The 20866-nt window shown below is 71.1% G+C and carries 11 protein-coding genes and 1 pseudogene; 2 read left to right on the top strand and 10 right to left on the bottom strand.

The genetic code is table 11. The features are described 5' to 3' along the window. Window positions 1-281 precede the first annotated feature (281 nt). Both BKD26_RS41970 and BKD26_RS41160 read left to right on the top strand, forming a co-directional pair. Window positions 282-530, top strand: a complete 249-nt coding sequence (locus BKD26_RS41970; protein ID WP_084896497.1) for a histone-like nucleoid-structuring protein Lsr2 — start codon at window positions 282-284, stop codon at window positions 528-530. Window positions 531-573: 43 nt separating this feature from the next. After that, a complete protein-coding gene (locus BKD26_RS41160) occupies window positions 574-909 on the top strand; it encodes a hypothetical protein (protein WP_241518555.1) in 336 nt (111 codons plus the stop codon). A 207-nt stretch (window positions 910-1116) separates the two neighbouring features. On the opposite strand, the gene BKD26_RS05860 is transcribed toward BKD26_RS41160, so the two are convergent. From BKD26_RS05860 to BKD26_RS05810, 10 genes and pseudogenes are all read right to left on the bottom strand, one after another. Continuing rightward, complete coding sequence (locus tag BKD26_RS05860; RefSeq protein ID WP_084896495.1) at window positions 1117-3465, bottom strand: AbfB domain-containing protein; 2349 nt, start codon at window positions 3463-3465, stop codon at window positions 1117-1119. Window positions 3466-3560: 95 nt separating this feature from the next. Next, window positions 3561-6434, bottom strand: coding sequence for an RICIN domain-containing protein (locus tag BKD26_RS05855; protein WP_084896493.1), 2874 nt, complete (start codon window positions 6432-6434; stop codon window positions 3561-3563). A 300-nt stretch (window positions 6435-6734) separates the two neighbouring features. Further along, a complete protein-coding gene (locus BKD26_RS05850; protein WP_084896492.1) occupies window positions 6735-7766 on the bottom strand; it encodes an ABC transporter permease in 1032 nt (343 codons plus the stop codon). After that, the gene (locus tag BKD26_RS05845) at window positions 7763-8728 is read right to left on the bottom strand and encodes an ABC transporter permease (protein ID WP_084896490.1); all 966 of its coding nucleotides are present in this window, start codon (window positions 8726-8728) and stop codon (window positions 7763-7765) included. Before BKD26_RS05845 ends, BKD26_RS05850 begins: the two co-directional genes overlap by 4 nt. Next, window positions 8721-10265, bottom strand: a complete 1545-nt coding sequence (locus BKD26_RS05840) for a sugar ABC transporter ATP-binding protein (protein WP_084896488.1) — start codon at window positions 10263-10265, stop codon at window positions 8721-8723. The genes BKD26_RS05845 and BKD26_RS05840 overlap by 8 nt, the downstream gene beginning before the upstream one ends. Window positions 10266-10493: 228 nt before the next feature. Beyond that, window positions 10494-11597, bottom strand: a complete 1104-nt coding sequence (locus BKD26_RS05835; protein ID WP_084896487.1) for an ABC transporter substrate-binding protein — start codon at window positions 11595-11597, stop codon at window positions 10494-10496. A 207-nt stretch (window positions 11598-11804) separates the two neighbouring features. Continuing rightward, window positions 11805-12901: pseudogene (locus tag BKD26_RS05825) on the bottom strand (aldose epimerase family protein). A gap of 401 nt (window positions 12902-13302) precedes the next feature. After that, window positions 13303-14310 carry a LacI family DNA-binding transcriptional regulator gene (locus BKD26_RS05820; protein WP_084896482.1) on the bottom strand — a complete coding sequence of 336 codons (1008 nt, stop codon included), beginning with the start codon at window positions 14308-14310 and terminating at the stop codon, window positions 13303-13305. 595 nt (window positions 14311-14905) lie between these two features. Further along, window positions 14906-20035 (bottom strand): tetratricopeptide repeat protein, encoded by a 5130-nt coding sequence (locus tag BKD26_RS05815; RefSeq protein WP_084896480.1) that lies wholly within the window; start codon window positions 20033-20035, stop codon window positions 14906-14908. Further along, complete coding sequence (locus BKD26_RS05810; protein WP_084896478.1) at window positions 20032-20538, bottom strand: hypothetical protein; 507 nt, start codon at window positions 20536-20538, stop codon at window positions 20032-20034. The genes BKD26_RS05815 and BKD26_RS05810 overlap by 4 nt, the downstream gene beginning before the upstream one ends. Between the last annotated feature and the right edge of the window lie 328 nt (window positions 20539-20866).

Below are 20866 nucleotides of genomic sequence, written 5' to 3'. Positions count from 1 at the left end.
GAGCAGGCCATGGCCCCAGGTGGCCAGGAGGCGCTGAGGAGTCCCCTGGCCCAGGCCGACGCCCCGGCAAGCGGTAACCCCCACCTCAGCCGGCCCCGCGCCGCCGACGACGCCCGCGGTGGGAAGCCCGCCTCGGGAGCCCGACACACGAGGCAGAAGACGTACGCCAGGCGTGGGGCCGGGTCATCAGGTGGCTCGAACAGCACCGGGGTTTTCGCTGCCCTCGGCGGCCTGGGGAGCCCTACGGCCATCAGCGATGCTGAAGCGCGTATGGGGCTGAAATGCCAAGGGAGACGCGGCAGTGGCTTCTGGCGAAGGACGTCGGTGCTGGAAGGCATCCCCACGCCGGATCGTGTCTGGTGACGCTGGGGTGTAGGGAATCGCCCCCAGCGGGCCGTATGCGCGATCACAGTCCGGAGGGCGAGGCGATACGCCTCTGGGCCGGTGCGAACGGCTACGTCGTCAATGACAAGGGGCGTATCCCTGCCTCCATCCGCGAGGCGTACGAAGCAGCGCTGCGAGTGTCGTAGTCGGCCGTACGGGCCGACTACGACACTCAGTCACCCTGGTCGATTGCTGATGCCGTCAGTCCTCCGCGCCGTCCTCGTCGTCGAGCACAGCCGCGTCCGGGCCCGCAGCGCAGCCCACCGACCGGGCGACGGCGCCGCCAGGGCCGAGCGTCTCGCCGCGGCCCGTACCGCCGACGACCCGTGGACCGCCCTCCTCGACAGGGTGGACCCTCTGGCCGCCCCCTTGGAAGCGCTGGTTTCCGCTCTCGTCATGGACGCGATGATCCAGGCCTACCGCGACCCTGACCTCGAAGCGCTGCTGAGCCGCGACAACGACGAGGAGCGGTCCGCCATCATCACCCTGCGCCTGATCCTCCGCCGCTTCCTACGGCGGACCTGACACCACGGCAGGTGCACGCGGTGTTCCCTCGATATGCGCGCCTACCCGGTCCGTTGTCGGCCATCGGCGCGGTCGCGGCGCCGAGCAGCGAACCGGCGATGTCCAACAACGCATCCGTCAGGTCCGAACGCTTTCGGGCGGGACCACAGGGGACGAGGGGGTGGCCGGCAGTCGCCACTCCCTCGTCCCGTCGCTTCAGGGCCCCCGTTACGGGGCCCAGGGGTTCTCGACGGCCCAGGTGGTGTCCTCGGTGAAGGTGTTCGGGTTGTCCCAGGCGTGCGAGCCGCCGGGGGTGGCCAGCCACAGCTCGGAGTAGTAGTGGCGCAGGTACTGGCCGGGGAAGTTGTACGCGGACAGCCGTACTCCGCCGGCTCCCTGGACGGCGCACCAGGTGGCGTCTGCCTTGAACAGCGCCGAGCCGTCACCGCCCTCCTTGTAGACACGGAAGTCGCGGTGGCGCAGGTACTCGCCGGGGAAGTTGCGCGACTCGAAGGAGTAGCACCTGCTGTCGGCGAGACCCGGGACGATCTTCCAGGTCGCGTCGTTCTTCAGCAGGCCGCTGCTGTTGGCGTCGACGACCTCGGTGAAGGCCGCCCCGTCCTTGTGCCGCAGGTACTTGTTCGTGTGGCCGGGCGTGGTCACCCGAAGGGATTTGTTCTGGTCGGTGGGCAGGGTGACCGGCGGTGCCGGGTTGCGGGACGCCGCGATCAGGGCCTGGTTGGCGGCCTTCACCCGGGCCTGGTCGACCTTGACGACCTGACGGTCGTACGTGAGCAGACCGTTGACCTCGTTCTCGAGGTCCGTGATCTCGGTATAGACGGAGGCGGAGAGCCCCGCGGGCATCTGGTTCTCCCGGATGGCGTCGATCAGACCGACGAAGCGGTTGTTGAGGGCCGTCAGGCTTGGCTGGTCCTCGTAGCTGAACCCGCCGCCCGGGTACCACTCGTGGCCCGGCACCTTGAAGCCCAGGCCGCCGAACTCGCCGAGGACGGCGGCGCGGGTCGCGGTGGGCGTGGTGACGCCCGGGCCCACGTAGATGTGGTTGTCGATCACGTCGCCGTTGCCGCCGTCGACCGATCCGCAGCAGTTGACGCCGCTCATGTTGTTGACGAGGCGGGACGGATCGTACGCCTTGACCTCGTTCGCGATCCGTGCCTGGTCGTACTGGCCCCAGCCCTCGTTCTGGTTGACCCACATCACCACGGAGGGGGAACTGCGGTGCTGGTCGATGATGCGGTCGTACTCCGCCTCCCACTGCACGCGGGCGGCGGCGTCAGGGGTACGCAGGTCCATCGACGGCATGTCCTGCCACACCAGCAGACCGAGCTTGTCGGCCCAGTAGAACCAGCGCTGCGGCTCGACCTTGATGTGCTTGCGCACCATGTTGAAGCCCAGGTCCTTGTGCTTCTGCAGGTCGTACTTGAGAGCCGCGTCGGTGGGGGCGGTGTAGAGGCCGTCCGGCCAGTATCCCTGGTCCAGGGTGCCGGTCTGGAAGACGAACTTGCCGTTGAGGAGGGTGCGCATCACGCCGTCGACCTTGCCGACGGTGATGGAGCGCATCCCGGTGTAGCTGCCCACCGAGTCGGTCACCGTGGTGCCGGACAGCAGGTCCGCCTTCACGTCGTACAGGAAGGGGTCTTCCGGGGACCACAGGCGCGGGTTCGGGATCGAGACCGTGAACTCGGAGCCGACCGGACCGGTCGCGCTGCCCACGGTGGTGGAGCCGGACGTGATCGTCACCCGGGCCTGGTGGCCGTTGACGCCGGCGCCGCGCACGGTCACCTTCAGGGTGTTGTTCGTGAGGTTGGGCACCATGTCGAGGCGGGTGATGTGGGCGGAGGCCGTGGGCTCCAGCCACACCGTCTGCCAGATGCCGGAGGAGGCGGTGTAGAAGATGCCACCACCTGGGTGCGGCGTCACGTCACGGATGCGCTGCTTGCCGACGGCCTGACCGCCGGTTTCGGTCGGGTCCCACACCGAGACGACGATGGTGTTGGTGCCGCCGTTGAGGAAGGGCGTGATGTCGTACGTGAAGGAGTCGTAGCCACCGCTGTGGAGGGCACCGGCCTGCTGCCCGTTGACCCACACCGTCGTACGCCAGTCACTGGCGCCGAAGTTGAGCTGGACGCGGCGGCCGTTCCAGTTCGAGGGGACGGTGAACGTCCGCTTGTACCAGAGCTTGTCGTTCTGGGTGATCTTCCGCTGGATGCCGGAGAGGGCCGACTCGGCGGGGAAGGGCACCCGGATCTGGTCGGGGAACGAACCGGGCTGCCCGGCGCCGGCCGCCGTCACGGCGAAGTCCCAGATGCCGTTGAGGTTCACCCAGTCCGAGCGGGTCAGCTGCGGGCGCGGATACTCGGGCAGCGGGTTGTCGACGGGGACCTGGTTCGTCCACGGGGTGGTCATGGGGGAGGGCTTCGGCGTCCATGCGGCCTCACGGGCGCCGGCGGTGCCCGTGGCGGTGAGCAGACCGGCGCACAGCAGTGCGCAGACGGTCAGCAGTGCGGCGAGGCCGCGCCGTCGTCGTCCCGTCCACGGGAAGGGCGAAGAGCGCATCAATGCTCCTTGGTAGGCGTGCGGATGGTCCCGCCGTCCACGGGGGGGCGGGTGGTTCACGTGGGTCCCGGCCTATGTACGGGGCCGGGCCCAGGTCAGCGGAAGCGCCAGAGATGGTCGGCGGTGCCGTTGTCGGCGAACTGGACGACGGGCGCGCTGTCGTCGCGCGACATCAGGTGCACGCCGAGCACCTTTTCGCTGTGGCGGTTGCGCAGCCGGAACCAGCCGGCGCCGTCGTGGACCAGCCGCCACTGGTGGTCGGCGGTGCCGTTGTCGGCGAACTGGACGACAGGTGCGCTGTCGTCCTTCGACATCAGGTGGACGCCCAGCACCTTGCCGGAGTGCTCGTTGCGGACGCGGTACCAGCCGTCGGCGTCGGGCAGGAAGGTCCACAGGTGGTCGGCCGTGCCGTTGTCGGCGTACTGCACCACCCGCGCGCTGTCCTCCTTCGACATACCGCTCACCGCCAGCACCTTGCCGGAGTGCCGGTTCTCCAGCCGTACCGCGCCGTCCGGCAGCAGCCGCCACAGATGGCCGCCCGCGCCGTTGTCGGCGTACTGCACGACGGGCGCGCTGTCCGCCGCCGAGCCGCCGAGGACGGCCAGGACCTTGCCGCTGTGGCGGTTGCGCACCCGGAGGAATCCGTCGCCGTTGTCGACGAGCTGCCACAGGTGGTCTGGGGTGCCGTTGTCGGCGTACTGCACGACCCGGGCGTCGTCGTCCTTCGACATGCCGTCCACGCCCAGCACCTTGCCGGAGTGCTCGTTGCGGACGCGGTACCAGCCGTCGCCGTTGTCGACGAGCCGCCACAGGTGGTCGGCCGTGCCGTTGTCACGGAACTGCACCACCTGGGCGCTGTCGTCCTGCGACATCAGATGGACGCCGAGCACCTTGCCGCTGTCGCGGTTGGCGATACGGAAGGCCGCACCGCCCGCCGTCCACGGCGTCCCCGTGGGTGATGCCAGGGGGAAGGCGGAGATCCGCAGTCGAGCCGCGCCCAGCGGTACCAGGGTGACCGTCTCCACCGGGGCCGTACTGAGGGCGGGGCTCTGCTGGAGCGGTGTGACGACATGCTGGCTGTCGGCGGTCCACTCGGCGATGCGGCGCGCCGGGGCGGTGATCCGGTACGGAGTGGTCGCGAGCGTGAACGGGTTGGCCGGGAGCGTGCCGCCGGAAGCCGAGAAGGAAAGCCCGGCCGTCAGGTCGGCCGGGTCCAGGGCGAGGCCGTAGTTCCACGGCGTGGTGGCGTGGACGTCGTACTCGGGGAACGTGTCCGAGCCGCCCGTACGGACGTACTGCTCGCCGATGCGCAGCGAGTAGCTCAGCGGCCCCCGGTCGACGGTGACGGAACCGCCGTTGCCCGGCCAGGTGCGCACCGCGAGGTGCTGCGGCAGCCGCAGAGTGACGGTGTCGCCGTTCGACCAGGTGCGGCTGACGGTCGTGAACGCCGGGCCGGCGGGCGCGTCCACCGGCTGCCCGTTGACCGCCGCCACCGGGGCGCGGCACCAGGCCGGGACCCGCAGCACCAGCGGGAAGGCCACGTTCCGGGGCGTGGACACCGTGAAGGTGACCGTGTCCCCGAAGGGGTAGACGGTGTCCTCCCGGACCGTGACCTCCACCCCGTCGGCGACGCGCGCGGTGACCGTGCACGGCGCGTACATCGCCGCGCACAGGCCCCGGTCCGGGGTGGCGGCCCACAGCTCGTGGGTGAACCAGGGCCAGCCCATGCCGTAGTTGTGCGGGCAGCAGCGGTACTGGTCGACACCGGGGCGGTAGGACTGCATCGCGAAGCCGTTCTGGAACTGGCCGAGGGTCTTCGGCTCGTTGTCCAGGTCGATGCTGTTGGCGCTGGTGATGTAGTGGACCGCCTTGCCCTCCGGATCGAGCGACGGCGGCAGCGAGTTGAACGCCAGTTCCTCGCAGCGGTCCGCCCACACCGGGTCGCCCGTCAGCCGGGTGAGCAGCTCGTGACTGGCCATGAACTCCACGACCCCGCACGTCTCGAAGCCCTGGCGGGGATCGCCGTACCCGGCGCGGATGTTCTCGTCCCCGGCGAAGCCACCGCCGGGGAACTGGCCGTACGCCCGCATCACACCGTCGTACGTCGTGTACGCCGCCTGTGTGTCGGCCGGTGAGCCGGAGCGCAGCGCGAACTGGGCCGGCTCTCGGAACCCCTGCGCGATGTTGACGTTGTGCGGATTGGGCAGCGCTCCCGTCCAGTCGGCACCATGGGCGTGGATCTTGTCGATGAGGTCGAGGAGGAAGGAGTGACGGGTGCGGTTGTACAGCCAGACGGCGGTGTCCAGGCCGTCGCCCCAGCGCAGCGAGACCCAGCTCTGGTTGAACGCCGACGGGCCCTGAGCGTTCATATAGCGCAAGAAGTTCGTGAGGAACGGGATGATCCGGCTGTCCTCGGTGTACTCCTGCCAGGAGCGCAGCGCTTGTAACAGTGGCAGGTAGGGCCAGAAGTCGGGGCCGCCGCCGAGGGAGGTGCGCAACGAGCGGGGGCCGAAGAAACCGTCGGACTGCTGCGTGGTGAGGATGGCGTCGAACCAGCGGCGTGCGGTGGCGAGCGCGTCCGCGTCACGGGTGACGATCGCGAGGTCGACGTACCCCCGCAGCCAGTACGGGAGTTCCTCCCAGGCGCCGCGCTCGGGATGGGCCCAGCCGGACGTGGTGAAGTCGAGGAAGTGCGAGATCTCGTCGTACCGGCCGCACAGCCCGGCGAGCTGGAGGCGTAATTGACCTTCGAGCCAGCCGCGCGGCCGGACGGCCGTGACAGGCAGTCTCAGTAGCGCGGTCGGATGGAGGGGGGCGGCGTTGGGGTGGTAGAGGCCGCCCGGCGCCGGACGAACGCGGGCCGGCGAGGGGCGGAGGGAGGGAGCGGCGGCCAGGGCGGGGGCGCCGCTGGTGACACCGGCGATCACCAGCGACGCCAGGACGGCGAAATGGCGACGGCTCAAGGACATACGGCTCTCCGTGGGTGGGGGGACGTGTGCGGACGCGCCGATAAGAGGGCCACGGTGCGAGGGAGCGAGCGGTCAGGGCGCGCGCCCGCCGACGGGCGGGGCGGGCTGCCGCCGTGCGAGGCCGTGGCGCCGTCCACCGACCTTGCAACGTTGGAAAGTTACTGCCAGAGCCATGACAACAGGGTTGTGGTGACCTGTCCATCCCCCATGCACCCCTTTCCTGACTGTCCCGCGGCCCCCGCCCGTACCACGGGAAGACCTCCGGACGGGGACCGTCGCACGACACGGACGGGACAGCGGTCACAGCACCCGGCGCCGCCGCCCCAGCCAGGTCTGGGCGATGACGACGAGCGCCAGGAAGACGCCGCTGACGACCTGTTGGTACGCCGAGTCGAGGGAGCCGATCTGGTTGATGACGTTCTGAATGACCTTCAGCAGCAGCACCCCCACCAGCGACCCGCTGACGAAGCCGAGTCCGCCCGTGAGCAGCGTGCCGCCGATGACGACCGCCGAGATCGCCTCCAGCTCCATTCCGGCGCCCAGGATCGTCACCCCCGACGCCAGCCAGGCCGCGTTCAGCGCTCCGGCCAGTCCGGCGAGCAGCCCGGACAGCGCGTACACGATGACTTTCGTACGGGCCACGGGTACGCCCATCAGCGCCGCGGCGTCCTCGTTGCCGCCCAGGGCGTACACGTGCTGGCCGAAGCGGCTGCGGCGCAGCACCACCGCCCCGGCGACGAACAGGGCGAGGGTGATCCACACCGGGTTGCCGAGGCCGAACGTCGTGCCCTGGCCCAGCTCGGCGAGGAGCGTCCCCTCGGTCACCAGGTAGGTCTCCGCGCCCTCGTCGGTGATGGTCAGCATCAGTCCGCGGGCACCGAGCATCGCCGCCAGTGTGACGATGAACGGAGCCAGCCGCGACCGGGCGATCAGCAGCCCGTTCACCACGCCGATCAGCCCGCACACGGCCAGCGGCAGCAGCAGCGCCACCACCGTGCCGTATCGCGACCCCCAGGCGGCGAGCACGCCGCCGAGCGCGAAGAGCGAGCCGACCGACAGGTCGATGCCGCCCGTGATGATGACGAAGGTCATCCCCAGCGCCACGACGGCGAGGAACGCCGAGGACACCGCCATGTTGGAGAAGTTGTCGCCAGTGGCGAAGGAGTCGAAGCCGAACGAGGCCGCCACGGTGACGACCACCAGCACGGCGAGCGCGCCGTGCTGCTGGGCCAGGGCGCTGAGCCGCTCCGTACGGCCGCCGCTCACCGGCCCTGGGGAAGGGGAGCGTCCGGCGCTCACTGCGGGCTTTTCGCCTGTCCTGGTCGCGCTCATCGCTTCCCCCGTCCTCGTGCCGCGTACACAGCCAGCACGATCACCACCGCCTGGGCGATCTGCGTCCAGGAGGGCGGCAGATCGTGCTTGATGAGGGTGGCGGTGAGGAGCTGGATCAGCACCGCGCCCGCCACCGTGCCGGCGATCCGCACCCGGCCGCCGCTCAGCGGTGTGCCGCCGACCACGACGGCGGTGATCGCGGAGAGTTCCATGAGGGTGCCGAGCGAGGTGGGGTCGCTGGCCTGGAGCCGCGCGGTCGCCAGTACCCCGGCCACGGCCGCCAGCAGCGCGCACCCCACGTACACCAGCGTCAGCACGCGGCGGACCGGCAGCCCCGCCAGCTGGGCGGCGGTGCGGTTGTCGCCGATGGCCAGCAGCTGCCGGCCGAAGGTGGTGCGGCGGACGACGAAGGCGACGGCCAGGGCGAGCGCGGCGGCGATGAGCATGAGATACGGGACGCCGAACAGGGCTCCCGAACCGAGCGAGGCCATGGCGGGGTTGCGGATGTCCTCCAGCTGGGGCAGCAGTACCAGGGCGATGCCCCGGCCCGCCACCATGAGCGCGAGCGTGGCCACGATGGGCTGTACGCCCACGAACGCCACGAGCGCACCGTTGGCGAGACCGACCGCGGCGGCGAAGAAGGCCACCACGAGCAGCGCGGGCAGCAGTCCGTAACCGAGGTAGAGCGCGAGGACGGAGGCCGACAGCGCCATCACGGCGCCCACCGACAGGTCGATGCCCTCGGTGCCGATCGCCAGGGCCATGCCGAGCGCGACGATGATCACCGGGGCGACCTGCACCGCCTGCGTACGGAAGTTCTCGGCGGACAGGAAGTGCGGTGTCACGGCGATGTTGACGACGATCAGGGCTACCACCCCCGCGTACACCCCGTAGTTCTGGAGCCATTGCAGCACCCGGGCGCGGTCGAGGGCGGCCGGGCGCAGGGCGGTCGTGTCAGTCATGCGCCTTCGCTTCCCCGGCGGAAGCCGTGGCGATCGTCCGCATCAGCCGGTCCTCGGTGACGTCGTCGCCGGTCAGCTCGCCGATGACGGCGCCGTCCTTCAGTACGACCACGCGGTCGGACCCTTCGATGAGTTCCTCCAGGTCGGAGGAGATGAGCAGGACGCCCAGGCCGTCCTCGGCCAGTTCGTCGATGAGTTTCTGCACCTCGGCCTTGGCGCCGACGTCGATGCCGCGGGTCGGCTCGTCCAGCAGCAGCACTTTGGGGTTCATCGCCAGCCAGCGGGCGAGCAGGACCTTCTGCTGGTTCCCGCCGGAGAGTTCGCCGACCTTCTGGTGCGGGTCGGACGCCTTGATCCGGAGCCTCCTCATGAACGTGTCGACGATGTCGTCGATACGCGCCTCCGACACCAGCCCGAAGCGGGAGAGCCGGGGGAGCGCGGCAAGCGCGATGTTCTCGCGCACCGACAGGCCGGGCACGATCCCTTCGGTCTTGCGGTCCTCGGGCAGCAGGCTGATGCCCGCGCGGATGGCGGCCGGTGTCGATCCCGTACGCAGGGGGGTTCCGGCGACCGTGACACCGCCCGACTGCGGCGGCAGCGCACCGGCGATCGCCTTGGCCGTCTCCGTACGCCCCGAGCCGAGGAGTCCGCCGAGGCCGACCACCTCGCCGGGCCGGATGGCCAGCGACACGCCGTGCAGCTTGTGCGGGACGCTCAGCGTGCCGGCCTCCAGGACGGGCCGCTCGTCCGCCGCGCTGTGGCGGCCGCTGAACTTCGTCGTACCGTCGCGGCGCACCTCGCCCAGCTCGCGACCGAGCATGGCGGACACCAGGGAGAGCCGGTCGAACCCGGCCAGGTCGCCCTGGTGCACGAGGCGCCCGTCCCGTAGCACCGTGACGGTCTCGCACACGGCGTACAGCTCGTCCAGGCGGTGGCTGACGTAGACGACGGCGATACCGTGCTCGCGCAGCCGGCGGATCACCCCGAACAGCGTCTCCACCTCGCGGGGTTCGAGTGAGGACGTCGGTTCGTCCATGATGACGACCCGGGCGTCCACCGAGACGGCCCGGGCGAGGGCGACCATCTGCTGGGCGCCGACGCCGAGGGCGCGCAGCGGCTGCCGGACGTCGACGCGGACACCGTACGTCCGCAGGGTCTCCTCGGCCTCGCGGTGCATGCGGCCGAAGTCGAGCAGGCCGAAGCGGTTGCGGGGCTCGCGGCCCAGGAACAGGTTGCGGGCCACGCTCATCAGCGGGATGAGGTTGACCTCCTGGTAGATCGTGGAGATCCCGGCGTGCTGGGCCTCCAGGGGAGTGGTGAACCGCACCGGGTCGCCCCGGAAAGTGATCTCTCCGGCGTCGGGCCGGTACACACCGGTCAGCAGTTTGATGAGGGTCGATTTGCCGGCGCCGTTCTCGCCGATGAGTGCGCGGACCTCGCCCTCGCGCAGGGAGAGGGAGACGCCGTCCAGGGCCCGGACGCCGGGGAACGCCTTGGACAGTCCGCGGGCGGCGAGGACTTCGGCGGGGGGTGCCACCTGTGCCTCCAGGGGGTGGGTGGGGGCGTGGGAGGGGATGCGCGAGATGTGCGGTCCCAGGGGGGTGTGAGGCGCGGTCCCAGCGGGTGTGCGTGCACGGTCCGGGCGGCGGGCCGCGAAACAGCCAGGGGGAACGCCCACAGAACTGACGTCCCTTCAGTAACCTGCGGCAACGGGTCCGGGGGCTGTGCCCTGTGGTCACGTCCCGACAGCCGCCTCGATGCGCCGTCAGTACGCCTTCCCGATGTCCTGCTTGGCGTTCTTCGTGTCGTACGCGCCGTCCTGGATGACGATGTCCTGCGCGACCTCTTCGCCCCGGGTGAAGCTGTCCAGCGTCTCGAAGGCGAGCGGCCCGAAGCGCGGGTTGGACTCGATCACTCCGTGGATCCAGCCGTCGACGATGCCCTGGACGGCGTTGCGCGTCCCGTCGATCGTGATGATCTTGATGTCGCCGGGCTTCTTGCCCGCGCCCTTGAGGGCGCCGACGGCACCCAGGCCCATCTCGTCGTTCTCGGCGTAGATCCCGGTGATGCCCGGCTGGGACTGGATGAGCTGTTCGGTGACCTGCTGGCCCTTCTCCCGGGCGAAGTCGCCGGTCTGCTCGAAGACGATCTCCAGGTCGGGCGCCTTCTCGGCGATCCGGTCCTTGAACCCCTTGGTGCGCTCGGTGGTGACGTTGTTACCCGCGGAGCCCAGCAGGATGGCGACCTTGCCCTTGCCTCCGGTCGCCTCGATCATCTGGTCGGCGGCGCGCCTGCCCTGCTCGACGAAGTCCGAGGCGATGAAGCTGACGTAGTCCTTGCAGGGTGTGGCGTTGATCTTGCGGTCGATGGTGACGATGGGCACCTTCTTCGCCGCGGCGGCGCGCAGGACCGGCTCCCAGCCGTCGGAGTTCAGCGGGGCGATCACGAGTAAGTCGGCGCCCTTGGCGAGGAGGTCCTGCACATCGCTGATCTGCTTGGAGAACTGCGACTGGGCGTTGGCGGTGAGCAGCTTGAGGCCGCGCTTCTCCGCCTCGTCCTTGATGGACTCGGTCTCCGCGATGCGGAACGGATTGGCCTCCTTCTCGGACTGGGAGAAGCCGATCGTGGCGTCCTTGAGGTCGGTCTTCTCGCCGCCGTACGCCTCGATGGTGCAGCCCTTGCCGCCCGGCCTCGGAGAAGCCACCTTCTGGCCGGCCTCCGCGGCCGGCGCCGAGGCCTCGGGCGTGTTCGACGCGTCGTCCTCGGACTTGGCGCAGCCGGCGGCGGCGCCGAGAGTCACGGCCGCGGCGAGGGAGACGATCGCGGGACGGACGAGGAACTTCTTGCGGTGGATGGTGCTGCACTTCATGAGTGACCCCGATCCGGGTGGTGCGATGGCGATGGCAGTGGTGGGCAGGGAGGACTGCGCGCAGCACAGCCTGCTTCCAGTGAGCTGGAGCGCGGTGTCCGGGCTGTTCCGCACGAGGTTTTTACATCGTTGGAAGAGGGCTGTAAAGGCTTTCCGCATGGCGTGACCCTGCCGTGACATCAGCCCGACTCGGCACTTGATGGAAAATCAACTCAGCGTGAGGTGAGGCAAGTTGATTTCTGTGCGGCTGCGCATCGGTTGCCCTGGCCGGACCAGGGTGCTCGGGTGATCGGGGCGGTCGGGGAGTCGGGGAAGGCCTCGGCTTCCAGGCACACGCCGGCGTACGGGGTGAGCGGTCGGCCATGGATGTCGGGCGTTGCCCCGTCGAGATGGTGACCGGTGTAGACCTGGAGGCCCGGTTCACTCGTCCGCACCTCCAGCACCCGGCCGCTGCCCGGGTCCTCCAGTCGCGCGGCTCGCCGCAGAACGAGTGACGGGCGCGCCGGTCTGTCGCGCAGTGCCCAGCAGTGGTCGTACCCGCCTGCCAGGGCGAGTTGGGGATCCGGCTGTGCGATGTGCTCGCCGATGCGCCGTGGGCGGGTGAAGTCGAACGGTGTGCCGGCCACCGGTACGGGTGCCCCCGGCAGCGGGATGCCCGTGGCGTCGGTGGGGAGGTAGGCGTCCGCGTCCACCGTGAGCACGTGATCGAGGATGCCGGGACCGGGTCGCTCCGACAGGTTGAAGTAGGCATGCTGGGTCAGGTTCACGACCGTCGGGCGGTCCGCCGTCGCCGGGTAGTCGAATGCCGGCGTCCCGTCGGCGTGCAGGCTGTACACCACGGTCACCAGTACCGTGCCGGGAAAGCCCTGGTCGCCGTCGGGGCTGCGCAGGCTCATGCGCACGGCCGCGGCGCCGTCCGGCCGCCGCACCGGCTCGGCATGCCACACCCGCCGGTCGAAGCCGTCCGGGCCGCCGTGCAAGGCGTTGCCCCGGTCGTTGGCCGGTATCCGGTGCGTACGGCCGTCCAGGGTGAAGGAGCCGTGTGCGATGCGGTTGGCGTAGCGCCCGACAACCGCGCCCAGGTACGCGCCGTGCGTCGCGTAATGCTTCACGTCCGGCAGGCTCAGCACGATGTCGGCGGGGGCGGCCCCGGAAGGGCCGGGCACCTCGAGCGAGTGCAGTACGGCGCCGAAGGTCAGCACAGCCGCCTCCACGCCGCTCGGCGAACGCAGGGTCCAGCGGTCGACAGGGGCGCCGGAAGGTGAGGTGCCGAAGTCCTCGCGGGACAGGGAGGTGGACGACATGGATCTCCTCGGGCGCGATGGCCCCCGCGGACCACTCGACGTGTCTTGCGACGAGGGCGACTACGGGGAGCTCGGGGTGGGGCCCGAGACTTTATAACGATGTAAGAAAGCGGAGAAGCGCACCTTCGAAAAGTACTTCGGTCACTGCGAGGAGGTGGTGGACCTTGAGGCGCGTCACCATCCGGAGATGCGGCGCCGCTACCGGATGCGGGCCGGCTCGAAGGGTGACGCGAGCGCCTCCACCGTAAGGAGACCCCGATCGGACTGAGCTTCGGTCGTTGCGACACCGTCCACCGGCCGCGGAGCGACACGGCCCGCTGGACGTCCGGCTCAGGCCGGGAAACTCGGGGCCTGGCGCGCGAGGCCGCCAGGAAGGCGTTCGGGCGCGACGGCCCGGCGCGTCAGCCCCGGCCGCGCGTGCTCTCGCGCTCGATGAGGCTGTAGTCCGCCCGTACGCGCCGGGGTTCGTGCTCTTCGCCGTCGAGCCGGGCCAGCACCGACTCCACCGCCATCCGCGCGATCGCCGTCTTGTCCGGGGAAATCGATGTGAGGGTCACCGCGCCGTACCGCCCCTCCACCACGTCGTCGAAGCCGACGACCGCAACGTCCTGGGGTACGCGTAGCCGGCGTTCGGACAGCACCCGCATCGCCCCGATGGCGACGAGGTCGTTGTACGCGAACACGGCGTCCGGGCGCCGGCCCGCGTCGAGCATCCGGGCCATGGCGCGTGCCCCGTCGGCGTGTCCCCATCCGTCCGTGGTGGCCACCAGTCCGTCGTCGGCGGGCAGTCCCGCCGCGGTGAGCTCCTCGCGCCAGCCCCGCACCCGCAGCTGGGCCGGCTGGCTGCGGCCCCGGCGGGCACCGATGAATCCGATGGTGGTACGGCCCAGGTCGATCAGGTGGCGGACCGCCTTGCGCGCCGCCGCCACGTTGTCGATCGCGATGTGGTCGTACGGCAGGTCGTAGTCGCGCTCGCCGAGCAGCACCAGGGGCACCTGTTCCGCGCGCCCGCGCAGGTCCTCGGGCTCCAGCTCGATGGGGCTGAGGATGAGACCGTCGATCACCCGGGCCCGGAAGCCCTGGCTCACCAGGAGCTCCTGCTCGCGCAGGCCGCCCGTGTGGTCCAGGAGCACGATGTAGTCGTGCCGGGCCGCCGCGTCGATCACCGCGGCGGCCAGCTCGGCGAAGTACGGATTGCCGAGCTCGGGGAGAGCGAGGGCGATGATGCCCGTGCGCCCCTTTCGCAGGTGCCGTGCGGTCAGGTTGGGCCGGTAACCGAGCTCGTCGATGGCCTGCTGCACCCGGGCCCGCATGGCCGGAGTGACGTGCTGGTAGTTGTTGACGACATTGGAGACCGTCTTGATCGACACGCCCGCACGCAACGCGACGTCCTTGAGGCTGACCCGCACGACGTTCCTTCCGGTCTGCTGCCTGAGGCCCGGCCGATCGTTCCGTTCGCGTGCTCGGCCCGGAGCCGCGGCCCTGGCTCGGAAGTTCTCATGCCGGGCTTGCAACGTTATACGTCTCATCGCCACGACGTGACAAGAGCAGATCCACCCGCCGGTCGACGGCACCTCGACGCGTCCGTGCCGTCTCGCCCGTGGTCGGCCTCCCGGTCGGCCCACCCGCCAACTTCGCCTCAGGCAGCGACCATCGACAGGCCGGGCGTGAACGTCACGGCCGATGTAGATGCCCTCGGCCCCGAGTCCGCCCTCGGCGAGGAAGGGGTACGCCCCGGACGCGGTGGCGGTGGTCATCCGGCATGAGGGCAGCTTGAGTTTGTCGCCTCGGGCGGATGCCGGACCGCGGCGGCCCGAGACCGGGTGGGGACGTTTCCGTGTCGCCACACCGTAGGAAGGGGCGGGTCAGCGGCGTATGTGGCGGGACGCCATAGTTCTGGGCGCAGGAGTGCGCGCGTCCACCATGGATGCGCCGCCGGAGCTTCCTGAACGACGACTGCACGGTCGAGGACGGCACGCTCACCCCGTCCCAGGCCGCCCATGCCTACCCGTCACCGCGCCCCAGTGCGCGAAGTGCCTTCCGCCGGTGGCTCAAGGCCAGGTTCGCCGCGTCGGGGCTGCCGGAGTCGCGGAAGTGGTCGGCTGCCTGTTGGTTGACGGTGACGGCCTCCTCGTACCGCCCGACATCCACCAGCAGGCCGCCGAGGAGGAGCAGTGCCGTGCCCTCTCCTTGACCGTCCGCGGTCTCCCGGCAGATCTCCAGATACCGCTCGAAAGCGGGGACGGAGTCCTCGTACCGCCGGAGTTCCACCGTCACCACGCCGAGCCGGAACAGCGCCTGGCCTTCGTTGGCGCGGTCCTGTCCGGCGCGGAACAGCTCCGCGGCGCGCCGGTAGGCGGGGACGGCGTCCGCGGACCGGCCCATCTTCTCCAGCAGGTGGGCGAGGTGGAAGTGGACCTGGGACTCCCGGTCGCGGTCGTCCGTTCGGGGGTAGACGGTGGCAGCCCGCCGGTAGGCGGTGACGGCCTCTTCGTTCCGGTCCAGTGCCCGCAGGGCACGGCACAGGTTGAGGAGTGCGGATCCCTCCAGGTCGGCGAGGTCGAGTTCCCTGAAGAGAGCGGCAGCGCGCGTGTACGTGGCGATGGCCTCCTCGAACCGGCCCTCGTCCATGAACGCCTCGCCCAGGCGGTAGAGGGCCAAGCCCTCGCCACGTGGGTCGCCCGACTCCCGGTAACGGACGGCGGCCCGCTGCACGACGGCGACGGACTCCGCCTGCCGGCCCGCCGAGGAGAGGGCGTCGCCGAGACGGACCAGCGCTTCCGCCTCGCCGCGGCCGTCGCCGGTCTCGTGGAAGATCTCGGCGGCCTGTGTGCAGACGGTGATGGCCTTCTTCGGCTCTCCCCGACCCTCCAGGCCGCGGCCGACGATGGTGAGGGCGTGGGCCTCCCGGGGGCGGTCGCCGGACCGCCGGTGGATCCGGGCGGCGTGCCGGCCGGCGGTGATGGCCTCCGCGTACCGCCCCAACCGGACCAATGACTCACCGAGTCCGCTCCACGCCGTACCTTCGCCGCGTGCGTCACCCGCGGCACGGAACGCGGTGACGGCCTGCTCGCGGGCGGCGACGGACTCCTGGACGCGCCCCAGCTCCACCAGCACGGACCCGAGCCGGTCGAGCAGTTCGCCCTCGCGGCCCCGGTCGCCGGCCTCGCGGTAGCCGGCTACGGCCTGCTCGCAGACGGGCAGGGCCTCCGCGTACCGGCCCTCGTACACGAGGACGAGGGAGAGGCTGTGCAACACCGTCCGCTCGCCGTCGCGGTCGCCGATCTCCCGGCAGATCCGCAGCTCCTGCTGGTACGCGGTGATCGCTTCGGCGGACCGGTGCGCCTGGAAGAGATGGGTGCCGAGGCTGTGCAGCAGCACGCGCTCGCGTTCGCGGTTGCCCGCCTTGCGGTAACCGGCGGCGGCCTGTTCGCAGGCGGTGACGGCTTCCTCGAACCGCCCCACTCTGGCCAGGGCCTCACTGCGGTTGGCCAGCGCATGGGCCTCGCGCTCGTGGTCACCGGTCTCCCGCAGGAGCGCGGCGGCCTTCCCGCAGGCGGTGGCGGCCTCCGCGTAACGGCTCGTTTCCGTGCAGGCGTTGCCGAGGTTGATCAGCGCCATGGCCTCACCGGTGCGGTCGCCGAGCTCGCGGAAGGCCGCGGCGGCCTGCAGTGTGGCGGTGACGGCCTCGTCGTAGCGCCGCGTGCGCACCAGGGTGGTGCCGAGCCGGCTGAGCACCCGGCCTTCCTTGCCGCGCTCGCCGGTCTCGTGGAAGAGCGCGGCCGAACGCTGGTAGGCGGTGATCGCCTCGTCGAGCCGGTCGGTCTCGTACAGGGCGTCCGCCAGGTTGCTGAGGGAGTCGGCTTCGCGGCGGCGGTCGCCGTTCTCGCGGTAGATGGCCGCGGCCTGCCGCGTGGGGACGAGGGACTCCTCGTACCGCCCCTGGCTGAGGAGGGCGTTGCCGAGGTTGTGGAGTGGTAGGCCTTCACGGCGGCCGCCGCCGGTCCCGTCGGAGAGAGCGGAGGCACGCCGGCTGACGTCGGCGGCTTCGGCGAACCGCTTCGCGGCCGTCAGCGCATTGCTCAGGTTGGTGAGCATCGCGATCTCGAGAAGCCGCTCGGAGGCGCCCCGGAAGATGGCCGCGGCCCGTTCACAGGCGGCGACGGCCGCGTCGGGGCGGCCGTCGTCGGCCAGTGCGGTGCCGAGGTTGGTCAGCGCGGCGCCTTCCAGGCTGCGGTCACCGGTCCGGCGGAAATGGCCGGCGGCCCCGTCGAAGAGGGCGGCCGCGTCCTTGGAGCGCCCCATGCCCATCACGGCGTGGCCCGATTCGAGGAGCAGTTCGGCCGCGCGACGGCGGTCACCGGTCTCGACGTGGACGGCCGCGGCCCGCTCCACGGCGATGACGGCTTCCTCGAAACGCCCGAGGCGGGCCAGGGTCTGGCCGGCCTTACCCAATGACGACGCGAGATCTGAGAGCTCGGCACCGGAGGACGTCACTTCCAGCTGCCGGTACAGCTCGGTCGCTTCACGCGTGGCTGCCAGCGCCTCCTCCCGGATCCTGCTCGGGGCCTGTGCCAGCCGATGGCGTACGTCCGCGTGCTCGGGGAGGTCGACCGTGGGGTGGGCGAGTGCCAGCTGCCGGTACAGGTCGTCGGCTTCCCGCGTGACTGCCAGGGCCCGCTCCTCATGGCCCAGGGCAAGGAGCCGGGTGCCGAGGTTGTTCAGTACCTTGGCCAGATCGTGGCGGTGGGCGGCGAAGTCGGTGTCAGCCAACTGCCGCTGGATGACCACGGCCTCCTCGGCCGGGGCGAGGGCCTCCTCCCCGCGGCCCACGTCCGCGAGGAAGGCCCCGAGGCTGATCAGCGCGGTCGTCAGGTCCGGTTGGTGGGCGGCGGGGTTGGCGGCTGCCAGCTGCCGGTACAGGTCGGTGGCCACCTCCGTGACCTCAAGGCCCTCCTCGGAGCGGCCCGAAGCACGCAGCGCGACCCCGAGGTTGGCGAGCGACATGGCGAAGTGGTGCCGCTCGGCATCAGGGTCGGCAGCGGCCAGGCGCCGGTACAGCCCGACCGCCTCCTCACTGGCGGCAAGGCCCTCATCGATGCGGCCCGCGTCGATCAGGCGCAGCCCCAGGTTGTTGAGCAGCCCGGCCAGGTCGGGCCGGTACACGGGGTCGGCGGCGGCCAGGCGCCGGTACAGCTCGGCCGCCTCCTGCGTGACGGCCAGGGCCTCCTCGGGGCGGCCGTGCCGGGAAAGCCGGTTGCCGAGCCCCGCCAGCGAGCCCGCCAGGCGGTCCTGGTGAGCGGCGCGGTCGGCGTCGGCCAGACGGCGGCTGATCGCCACGGATTCCTCGGCGACGAACAGTGCCTCCTCCCAGCGGCCCGCGGCGGACAGCCGGTCGCCGAACACGCTGAGGGAGTTCGCCAGCTGAGGAAGGTGGCCGGGGTCGCTCTTGGCGAGCTCACGGTGCAGGCGCACGGCCTCCTCGGCGGGGGCGACCGCCTGCTCCCGGCGGCCGGCGTTGGCCCGGCGCCACGCCAACGTACCGTACAGCCAGGCGCGTTGACCGAGGTCCGTGGTCACGGCCAGACGGTGCGCGATCAGGGTCTCGACGACGGCCAGGATTCCGCTGTCGAGATCCGCGTGGCGGCCCGAGGGCAGCTCCGCTTCGACGGCCTCCAGGATCGCGAGCAGGGAGGGGTCGAGGTCCCCCTCGGCAGCGCCGCCCGCGCCGCCCGCGTCGGCGAGAGCGGCGAGCGCGGTCAGGGCAGGGCTGCCGGCGGCGATCGCGAGGCCGGGTTCGGCGCGCAGCAAGGGGTAGAGCACCCGCTCGCCGATATGGGCCCATCGGTCGGCGGCGGACGCCAGGAACGTCACGGCCCGCGGGGCCACGGTGGGCTTCAGCTCACCGTCCAGCAGGGCGGCCGGGACACCGCTCGCCCACGGGTCCGGGTCGTACGCGCTGATGTCGTGCCCGGGGGTGAGCAGGCCGAGGAAGTCCTCGGCGAGCCGGTCGGGGTAGAGCGGCTCCAGCACCAGTTCGCGGTCGGAGGGCGGGTAGCAGAACCGGTGGTCGAGGAGGAGTTCCTGCGGATGGCCCGGCAGATCGAGGGTGCGCAGCGCCCGCGTCCCGGTGTCGTGGCTCACCGCACCGGTGAGTGCGGCGGTGAACACCGCCTTGGCCATGACCGCGGGCCGGGTTCGGTAGTCCTGCCCGTGCCCACCGGCGTCGAACAGCCGCTGCCATGCCCGGTATTCGCGGTCCAGGAGGTACGCCGACAGCTCGTGCGGCTCCGCGAGGGACAGCCGCTCACCGCGCGTGTGGGCGTCGACGGAGACCAGGGCGGCCATGTGCAGGTTCAGCGTCAGGCCGAAGTCACGGCGGTCCAGGGAAGCGGGCGGTTCGACGCTCGCCGTGTCCGGCAGGTCGTACAAGTCGCTTGCTCCGAAGCGGTCCCGAGCGGCGGTGAACATCCGCGGCCGGTCCGCGTCCAGGGAGGGAAGGAGCAGGTCGCCGGTGGCGGCGCGGCGGTCGGCGAGCTCACCTCGAAGGGCCGCGAACCAGCGGACCGTGCGGCCGATCAGGAGGACACGTGTGGGCCGCTGCTGGTGCAGGACGGGTTCGGAGAGCAGGCGTTCCAACTCGCTGTGCGCCCAGCGGTCGGCGTAGTCGACGACGAGCAGCACACCGGCCCCCTCTGCGGGCGAGGCGGCCACGTGGCCCGGGGGCGATCCTCCGCCCCGGAAACCCGCCTGCAGGACCTGCCACCGCTCGGCCGCCGGCAGGCCCGGGCTCCGGGATCGTTCGGCGAACTCCATGGCGAGCCGGGTCTTGCCCGCGCCGCCGGGAGCGTGGAGCAGCAGCACCGAAAGCCGCGCGTCCTGCGCCTCCCGCCACTGCCCTAGCCGCTCAAGCTCGGTCTCCCGCCCGATGAAGGGGACGACGTGGTTACGCGCGTCGAGGAGACGGCTCGGCTGAGCCATCAGCCATGCGGTGTCCGGGGCGGCCGGGGCGGGTAACGCCTCGATCGTGGGCAGCCGCGTCCCGTAGTAGTGGTTGACGGTCGCGGTCGCGTTCGGGCCCTGTGCCGCCGCCGCGCCGGCGGCGAGGTGCTGTTCGTAGCGCGGCTCGGTCAAGATTCACCGATCGGTGCCTGGGCCGGCGAACCACCGGGCGCATAATGGTGGTTGTTGACGGTCACGCCGGCCCCCGGACCCTGCGCGCCCGCCCCACCGTTGTGGATCACCTGGCTGTAGACGCCCCCGGTCCCCGTCCTGCGCAGCGCCGCCCCGAGGGCGCGGATCTCACCGTCGGCGCCGGGCTGCCCGACGATCAGCTCGCGCAACAGCCCCTCGTACTCGGCCGAGCGGTCGGCATTCGCCTCAAGGGCCGCCCCGAGCCGGGCCGCCCAGGCGTCGTGCGCCGCGCCCAGGGCCGACTCGTCGCCCCGCTCGTAGGCGGTGAGAACGGTTTCACGTGCCTGTTCCAACTCCGCCTCGGCACCCGTGCCTTCGTCGGCTCGGCCCAGCCCGAGCAGGCGGATGAAGCCCTGTTTGGTGTGCCCCCACGCGTCCGTCGTCATCGCGGTGACGAGCGTGGTCGCGGCGGTGGCGGCGACGGCCGCGACAGCAGGATCCAAGACGATCTCCCCCTCCAGAGGTACTCAACCACTCCGAGAGCACAAGTGTGCCATTGGGTCGCCCCTCATGGCTTCGTTCACCGCACTACGCGGCGCGGGTGCGGATCACCGACCCCACTGCCCTGCACCGCAGCGCCGTCGGCCTGGTCAGGGAAACCGAACCCGACCCGGCGGAACAGTTGCTCGCACGGCGAGTGACACTGTGCCGCGCCACGCGTCGTGGCCCTCGACGTCGAGGTCGGGCGCCCTCAACGACGAAGCGGTCGGCGAAGACCACTTCGGAACGCCACGCTTCCGCTGCCGTCGATACTCTGCACGTCCGGCCCTG

Origin of the sequence: Streptomyces sp. CB03238, assembly GCF_002099185.1 — a bacterium.
Classification (GTDB): domain Bacteria; phylum Actinomycetota; class Actinomycetes; order Streptomycetales; family Streptomycetaceae; genus Streptomyces.
The sequence above is the reverse complement of the archived record's forward strand: the minus strand, read 5'-3'. Positions and strand labels throughout refer to the sequence as shown.

What these genes read in the sequence shown, in the direction of transcription:
- BKD26_RS05835 (WP_084896487.1), bottom strand. Translation starts at nt 11,597, where the DNA reads ATGAAGTGCAGCACCATCCACCGCAAGAAGTTCCTCGTCCGTCCCGCG.
- BKD26_RS41970 (WP_084896497.1), top strand. Translation starts at nt 282, where the DNA reads ATGCCAAGGGAGACGCGGCAGTGGCTTCTGGCGAAGGACGTCGGTGCT.
- BKD26_RS05855 (WP_084896493.1), bottom strand. Translation starts at nt 6,434, where the DNA reads ATGTCCTTGAGCCGTCGCCATTTCGCCGTCCTGGCGTCGCTGGTGATC.
- BKD26_RS05845 (WP_084896490.1), bottom strand. Translation starts at nt 8,728, where the DNA reads ATGACTGACACGACCGCCCTGCGCCCGGCCGCCCTCGACCGCGCCCGG.
- BKD26_RS05860 (WP_084896495.1), bottom strand. Translation starts at nt 3,465, where the DNA reads ATGCGCTCTTCGCCCTTCCCGTGGACGGGACGACGACGGCGCGGCCTC.
- BKD26_RS05850 (WP_084896492.1), bottom strand. Translation starts at nt 7,766, where the DNA reads ATGAGCGCGACCAGGACAGGCGAAAAGCCCGCAGTGAGCGCCGGACGC.